Below are 4269 nucleotides of genomic sequence, written 5' to 3'. Positions count from 1 at the left end.
CGAGACCCTGGACTGGAAGAATCCCGCCCAGAAGCTGAACGAGCTCCTCGTTGCATCAGCCGCTTGAAACCGCCGCCACCGCAGACCCGGGGAACGTCCCTCTCGGCACGTCAGGCGTCGTGGCCGTGGGGAGGCCACAGCGCGAGCGCCGCACGCCAGCCTGCGGTCAGCGGCAGGCCGGCCAGGTCGTCGGTGGGGAACCATGCCGCCGACGCGGTCGTGCCGCCGACGTCGTGGACCACCGGCTCGGTCGGCTCCCCGCACGTGGCGCGGTAGACGATGCGCACCGCGTGGAAGTCCTCCAGGTGGCCGTCCGGCGCCCGGCCGACCCAGTGGCTGCTCTGGATGCCGGCCAGCGAGGTCACCTCGACCCGCTGCCCGCTCTCCTCCCACACCTCGCGCAGCACCGTGTCGGCCGGCGCCTCGTGCGGGTCGAGCCCACCGCCGGGCAGGCCCCAGCGCCCCGGCTCGCTGGTCAGCCCCGACAGCTGGGCCAGCAGCAGCCCGCGCTCGCTGGTCACCACGGCATACGCCGCCACCCGCTGGTAGGGGTCGGCGACCTCACCGGGCCCGACGACCAGGTCGCGGTCGCGGTGCACGACCGCGGTCTGCGGCACCGGCGGCCGGCCCTGCGCGCGGGCGACCCGGAAGCTCGCGGTCAGCACGTGCTGCTCCCTCGAGACGCTGCTCACCTCCAGGGCATCCACCACGCGCCAGCCAGAGGCCCACAGCAGCGCCTGCGGGTCCTGCCCGTGGCCGAGCCTCTGCCGGGCGACCTCGTCACCGGCGGCGTCGACCCCGACGACCTCGATGAGCGGCTGCGGGGTGCGCTGCCGCGTCATCGGCGGGCCCCCGCCAGCGCGATCGCCCGGGCGTACTCCGCCTCGGCCCGCTCCAGCACGTGCTCCCAGGACTGGGTCGGGGCGACCTGCCGGTTGTGCTCGGCCATGCGCCGGCGCAGCGCGTCGTCGAGCAGCAGCCGGGCGACGCAGCCGGCCAGCGCCTCGTCGTCGCCGGCGAGGAACCCGTTGACGCCGTCCTCGACGTACTCGTTGAGCCCGCTGCCCCACAGGCCCACCACGGGCAGCCCGGCGGTGCGGGCCTCCAGTGCGGCGATGCCGAAGCTCTCCAGCCGCGCGGGGGCGACGTAGATGTCCGCGTCCGCGTACGTCCGGCGCAGCTCCTCCCGGCTGACCCGCCCGACCAGGCGCACGGTGCCGGCCAGGTCGTGCCGGTCCACGAAGCGCTGCAGCCGGGCGCGGTCCGGGCCCTCCCCCAGCACCTCGAGGGTGAACGGCACCTCCGGGGCCAGCTCGCGCACCCGCCGCACCGCGTGCAGCAGCGCCATCGGCCGCTTGCGCGCGGCCAGCCGCATCGCCGACACCACCCGTATGCCGTCCGCCCCCGCGCGCGGTCCGCGCTTGGTCAGCCACGCGGAGACGTCGATGCCGTTGGGCAGGTTCTCCACCACCCCGGCGTCGCCGATCGCCCGCTGCAGCGGCTCCCCGGCCACGGCCGAGACCGCGTTCATGGCCATCCCCGCCTCGGCCCAGCCGCGCACGGCCGGGACGAGCCGGAACAGCGGCGCCGCCGCCCCGAGCATGCAGTGCCACGTCATCGTCGTGGGCAGCCGGATCGAGGTGGTGACCCGCGCGCAGTCGACCGCGAACGGGCTGACCACGCCCATGTGCACGTGCGCCACGTCATACCCGCCCGCCTGCAGCCGGCGTCGCAGCTCCGGTGGCGCGAGAGGGTTGACCGGCAGCTCGAAGGGCAGCCGCAGGGCCAGCCGGTGCACCTCGATGCCGTCGACCACGTCGACGAAACCGCCCCGCTCCCCGCGCGCACCGGGTGTGGCGGTGAACACGCTCACCTGGTGTCCACGGCCGCGCAGCCGCACGGCAAGGTCGTGGACCTGCACCTCGATGCCCCCCAGGCGGGGCAGGTAACAGTCGGACAGCAGGGCAACCTTCACGAAACCCAGCCTTCCATGAGTCAGGATGTACCCGATGCCACACACCCTCTGTGCCTTTCACGCCCACCCCGACGACGAGGCGCTGCTGACCTCGGGGACGATGGCGCGTGCCGCGGCGGAGGGTCACCGTGTCATCGTGGTGGTGGCGACGGACGGGGATCTGGGGCTGGCCTCCTCCGCGTTCGCCGGGGACGGCCGGCTGGGACAACGCCGGCTGGCGGAGCTGCGCGAGAGCGCGCAGGCACTGGGGGTGGCACGCGTGGAGCACCTGGGTTACGCCGACAGCGGCCTGGCCGACGACCTGCGGCCGGACCCGCCGGGGCAGACCCGCTTCGTCCGAGCCGACACCGACGAGGCGGCGCGGCGACTGGCCGCCATCCTGGTGGAGGAGTCGGTCGACGTCCTTCTGACGTACGACGCCAACGGCGGCTACGGGCATCGTGACCACGTGAAGGTGCACGAGGTGGGAGCCCGTGCGGCCGAGCTGGCGGGGACCCCCAGGGTGCTCGAGGCCACCGTGCCGCGCGACACGATCTGCCGGGCCATCGCCCTGGCCGGCAAGGTCTACCGCTTCCCGCCCGAGTTCGACCCGACCTCGTTCGAACGCGCGTTCAGCCCCCGCTCGGCGATCACCCACCGGATCAGCGTGCGCCGGTATGCCGCCGCGAAGCGCGCCTCCATGCGCGCCCACGCCTCCCAGGCCAGCGCGGACGGGGGCGCCGACCGCACCCTGGCGGCGTTCCTGCGGATCCCCCGCCCCCTCTACGACCTCGTTTTCGGCCGGGAGTGGTTCGTCGACCCACGGCACCCGGCCGGGGCCCCCGTGGCCCATGACGTCTTCGCGGGGCTGACGTGAGCGCCCAGGGAGAGACCGTGGCACGCGCCACGACCGACGAGACCGACGTCCCCCGCTTCACCCGACCCTCCGCGCGGCAGCTGCTGCAGGGCCTGGGTGGTCTGGCCATCGCGGTCGCGGTGCTCGCCTGGGGGCTGCCGCACTTCGTCGGCACGAGCTGGCACAAGGTCTTCGAGCTGATGCGCCACGTCGGCCCGTCCACGGCGCTGGGCCTGCTGCTCCTCATGATGGCCGGGCTGTGGCTCTACACGTTCACCCTCACCGGGTCGCTGCCGGGCCTGTCCCACCCCCGGGCGCTGATCGTCAACGTGTGCGGCTCCTCGGTGGGCAACCTGCTGCCGTTCGGCGGGGCGGCCGGGGTCGCGGCGACCTACGCGATGTGCCGCTCCTGGGGCTTCTCGCGCCGCGACATCTCGACCTCGATCGTGGTCAGCGGCGTGTGGAACGTCCTGGCCCGGGTGGTGCTGCCGATCATCGGCATCGCGGCGCTGCTGTTCGGCGCCGGTGACCTGCCGCGGGCCGTCGCCGGCGGGGCCGTGGTCGGGGGCCTGCTCGGGGTGCTGCTGCTCGGCACGTTCATCGCGGTGATCGCCTCCGAGCGTGCCGCGACCGTGGTCGGACGGACGCTCGACAAGCTGCTGCGGCCGATCTCGCGGCGCACCCAGCGCAGCCACGACCTCGGCATCGACGAGCTCGTGCACGACCTGCGCGGGCGCATCTCGGGGGTGGTCCAGACCGGCTGGGCCAGCATGACGTTCGGCCTGGTCGGCTTCTTCGGCGTCTACTACGTGCTCTTCTGGTTCTGCCTCAACGCCACCGGGGTGCACGTCTCCTTCGCGCACATGTTCGCCGCCTACGCCCTGGGCCGGCTGCTGACCGCGGTCGGCATCACCCCCGGTGGAGTCGGGGTCACCGAGACCGGCACCGCGGCCGTGCTCGTCGGCTGGGGCGCCGACCCCGCCGGCGCGACCGCGGGCGTGGTGCTCTTCTCGGTCTACACCCACCTCATGGAGATCCCGTTGGGCGCGCTCGGCTGGATGGCCTGGGGCCTCTCCCGCAAGCAGCGCCCCGCCGACTGAGCACCGTCCCGAGGGCCTCGTCTACTCCGCCGAGAGGGACGTTTCTCGTGCTCGGGGCCCGGCCGCTTCAAGTGGTTGTTGCAACGAGGATGACGGAAGGATCCGGTCATGCCTGGTGCACGGTTGTCGGAGCAGGAGCGCGCAGATCGAGGTGTTGTTCGGGCAGGGGCTGACCTTCCCGCAGATCGCGGCGGTGATCGGTCGGGACCGGTCCACGCTCTGGCGGGAGGTGACCCGCAACCACGCCTACCGCGGCGGGCACGTGGTCACCGGGGCGGTGCACCCGGGCAGGTCCACTCGGACCAACCCCGACGGGCTGGGTGGGGTCTACCGGTGGCGGTACTGCCACCGCCACGCCC

Annotated in this window: 4 protein-coding genes and 1 pseudogene; 3 read left to right on the top strand and 2 right to left on the bottom strand. The window is 73.8% G+C overall.

What is annotated here, in order from left to right; all coding sequences use genetic code 11:
* Positions 1–110 precede the first annotated feature (110 nt).
* Positions 111–842 carry an NUDIX hydrolase gene (locus VF825_RS00660; RefSeq protein ID WP_331109049.1) on the bottom strand — a complete coding sequence of 244 codons (732 nt, stop codon included), beginning with the start codon at positions 840–842 and terminating at the stop codon, positions 111–113.
* Entirely contained in the window at positions 839–1975 is a 1137-nt protein-coding gene (locus tag VF825_RS00655; RefSeq protein ID WP_331109047.1) for a glycosyltransferase family 4 protein, read from the bottom strand. The genes VF825_RS00660 and VF825_RS00655 overlap by 4 nt, the downstream gene beginning before the upstream one ends.
* Positions 1976–2009: 34 nt before the next feature.
* On the opposite strand from VF825_RS00655, the gene VF825_RS00650 reads away from it, so the two are divergent.
* The 3 genes and pseudogenes from VF825_RS00650 to VF825_RS00640 all read left to right on the top strand — a co-directional run.
* Complete coding sequence (locus VF825_RS00650; RefSeq protein ID WP_331109045.1) at positions 2010–2831, top strand: PIG-L deacetylase family protein; 822 nt, start codon at positions 2010–2012, stop codon at positions 2829–2831.
* Positions 2832–2848: 17 nt separating this feature from the next.
* Positions 2849–3910, top strand: coding sequence for a lysylphosphatidylglycerol synthase transmembrane domain-containing protein (locus VF825_RS00645; protein ID WP_331109043.1), 1062 nt, complete (start codon positions 2849–2851; stop codon positions 3908–3910).
* Between the two features lie 108 nt (positions 3911–4018).
* Positions 4019–4269 (top strand): annotated as a pseudogene (locus VF825_RS00640) (helix-turn-helix domain-containing protein); the annotation flags it as partial.

The sequence above is a fragment of the Oryzihumus sp. genome, assembly GCF_036391795.1.
Taxonomy (GTDB): Bacteria; Actinomycetota; Actinomycetes; order Actinomycetales; family Dermatophilaceae; genus Oryzihumus.
The sequence above is the reverse complement of the archived record's forward strand: the minus strand, read 5'-3'. Positions and strand labels throughout refer to the sequence as shown.